The 2,871-nt window shown below is 70.7% G+C and carries 3 protein-coding genes and 1 riboswitch; of the genes, 1 reads left to right on the forward strand and 2 read right to left on the reverse strand.

Features of this window, described 5'->3' with window-relative positions; all coding sequences use genetic code 11:
* Positions 1-1,743: kelch repeat-containing protein (locus VFF46_RS27105; protein WP_325040050.1), on the forward strand; the 1,743-nt coding region annotated here is incomplete at its 5' end.
* Here VFF46_RS27105 and folP read toward each other — a convergent pair.
* Entirely contained in the window at positions 1,736-2,587 is an 852-nt protein-coding gene (gene folP, locus VFF46_RS27110) for a dihydropteroate synthase (RefSeq protein WP_325040051.1), read from the reverse strand. The two genes, VFF46_RS27105 and folP, sit on opposite strands and share 8 nt — an antisense overlap.
* Before the next feature lie 19 nt (positions 2,588-2,606).
* Positions 2,607-2,697, reverse strand: a riboswitch (ZMP/ZTP riboswitch).
* A 20-nt stretch (positions 2,698-2,717) separates the two neighbouring features.
* Positions 2,718-2,871 (reverse strand): helix-turn-helix domain-containing protein (locus tag VFF46_RS27115; RefSeq protein ID WP_325040052.1); only part of this gene is annotated, 154 nt, incomplete at its 5' end.

The following is a 2,871-nucleotide window of genomic DNA, read 5'->3' on the forward strand; positions in this document are numbered from 1 at the left end:
TACTCGTCGACGGACGGCAACCAGAGCTTCACCGCCAAGGCCGGCAACTACGTCAGCTCGACCGCGACCGTCGGGGTCGAGGCGGACTGGGCCACCACCGCCGACTACACGCTGCAGGCCGGCCGGCTGGCCGTCACGCCGGGCACCATCTCCGGCAGCCTGCGGCTGCCATCGGGCAAGGTGACCAAGTCGTTCAAGGTCACCAACACCGGTGGCGCGCCGGTCGACGTGAAGTTCGGCGAGAAGGACAGCGGTTTCGTCCTCGAGAACGCGAACGGCACCAAGACCTCCAAGGCCGAGGTGGAGAACGGGGCCGGCGCCCCGCTGCAGCGGCTCGCGGTGGACACGTCGTTCGCCCGGATGCTGTCCGGCAAGACCGGCACCGCACCGGCCGTCGCGAAGCCGATGGCGGCTCCGTGGGCCGACATCGCCGACTACCCGGCGACCGTGATGGACAACCGGGTCGTCAACCTCGACGGCAAGGTCTACTCGATTGCCGGTGGCAACGGTAGTGCCTCGACGGCGAACAGCTACGTGTACGACCCGGCGTCGCTCGCCTGGACCGCGATCGCCCCGCTGCCGGGCGCCCGCAACGCGATCACCGTCGGCGTCGTCGGCGGCAAGATCGTCGCCAGCTCCGGCTGGGGATCCTCCGGCCCGGCCGCGGACACCTGGGCGTACGATCCGGCGGCCAACGCCTGGACCGCGGTAGCGGCGAACCCGGCACCCCGGGCCGCCGCCGGTCAGGCGGTACTCGACGGCAAGCTGTATGCCGTCGGCGGGTGCACGACCGCGAACTGCACCCCGATGAGCAACACCGTGGTGCGGTACGACGCCGACGCCAACAGCTGGCAGACGCTGGCGAACTACCCGCAGTCGGTCGCGTTCGCGTCCTGCGGCGCCATCGACGGCAAGCTGTACTGCGCCGGCGGCAACGACGGCACGAACTCGCTCAAGTCGGCGTACGTCTACGATCCGGGAGCCGACTCCTGGACCGCGATCGCGGACGCCCCGGCCGACCACTGGGCGGCGTCGTACGCCGTCGCCGGCGGGAAGCTGCTGATCGTCGGCGGCGTCCAGGCGGGTGCCGTCACCAACGCCGGGTTCGCCTACGACCCGTCGGCCGAGACCTGGTCGGCGCTGCCGAACGCCAACCTGCCGCGGTACCGCGGTGGCGCGGCGTGCGGCTTCTACAAGGTCGGCGGCTCGTCCGGCGGCTTCACGGCGACCGCGGACAGTGAGGCCCTGCCGGGTCTCGAGGATTGCACCGAGTCGTCGGCGGACGTGAGCTGGATGTCGCTCGACCAGACCGCGGCCACGCTGGCCCCGGGACAGTCGACGACCGTCAAGGTCACGCTCTCCGCGAGCGTCGACCAGCCCGGCGCCTACTCCGGTGCCGTGACGATCGGCGAGAACACGCCGTACTCCGTCCCGGCCGTCGGCGTGACGATGAACGTCACCCCGCCGACCACCTGGAGCAAGCTGATGGGCACGGTCACCGGCGTCAGCTCGGCCGGCGCGTCCGCTCCGCTCGCGGGCGCGACCGTCGAGGTGGACTCGTGGGCGCAGTCCTACACGTTCATCACCGACAAGGACGGCAAGTACGCGTACTGGCTCGACCGCCGCAACAACCCGCTCACCCTGATCGCCGCGAAGGACGGCTACAAGCCCCAGACCCGCACCACCAAACTGATCAACGGCACCCCCGTCGTCGAAGACTTCGCCCTGAAGTCGATCAAGTAGCCGAGTAGAGACCGGCCCCCGGACCCCAGCGGTCCGGGGGCCGATCCATGACCTCTGACAGTGCCCGCTGAACGCTCAATGCGTCGGACAGAGCTGCCGGGTCGTGCGTACGCAGGTAATCGGCCCCTTGGCCGGCCGCGTGCAACTCGGCCGCGAGAGTCGCCGGCCCGATGGCCGACAGGCCGGTACCGGTGATCGCGCGGAGGAACGACTTCCTGGACGGCGACACCAGCACCGGGAGACCGTAGCGCTCCTTGAGGCGGGACAGGTTGCCGAGGACGGCGAGCGACGGCGCCGGAGTGCTGCCGAGGAAATAGCCGAGCCCGGGATCGAGGATCAGGCGGTCACGAGCGATTCCGGCCGCGTCGAGGGCCGCGATCCGCTGGTCGAAGAACGCCTCGACGCGTTCCCAGGTCGACCGCGGATCGGTCAGCACGCGGGTGGCCGGACCGAACCGCTGGACCGAGTGCATCACGACGAGCCGGCAGGACAGCCCGGCCAGTTCGCCGTACCGGCGTGGATCCGGGAAGCCCTGGATGTCGTTCAGGTACGACGCTCCGCGCGCGGCGGCGTACCGGTGGGTCTCCGGGTGGTACGAGTCGACGCCCCACGGGATCCCGCCCAGCCCGTCGATCACACCGGCCAGGCGCTCGATCTCCTCGCGGGGCGGCACCGTTTCGGCATCCGGATGGCTCGACGCCGGCCCGAGCTCGACGAGATCGGCCCCCGCCGCGGACAGCTCCCGCGCCCGGGCGATCGCGTCCGGTGGCGCGAGGTAGCGTCCACCGTCGGAGAACGAGTCGCGCGTGATGTTGACGATCCCCACCAGCGTCGGTCGCGCCATGCCGGGCCTCCCGGTCGATCCCAGAAGCCCAGGCGCACGGCACACGTCGTCGAGACGGGACCGCTCCCCGGTGGTAATCCACCCGATGCACGCCAGTCACGGTCCACCGTGACCATACCCGCTCCACCGCTCAGACGGTTGGCAGCAGGTGGAAGCCGACGCCGCGGACGGCGTGGATGGTGACGGTGGCGCCGAGGTTCGTGAGTTTCTGGCGGAGGCGTTTGACGACCGAGTGGATGTGCGAGCCGTGGCCGAGGTGTTCGTTGCCCCAGACCGCGTGGTGC

It is taken from the genome of Kribbella sp. (assembly GCF_035655035.1).
GTDB lineage: Bacteria > Actinomycetota > Actinomycetes > Propionibacteriales > Kribbellaceae > Kribbella.

Coding starts and splice junctions, on each gene's coding strand:
- folP (WP_325040051.1), bottom strand. CDS start 2,587: ATGGCGCGACCGACGCTGGTGGGGATCGTCAACATCACGCGCGACTCG.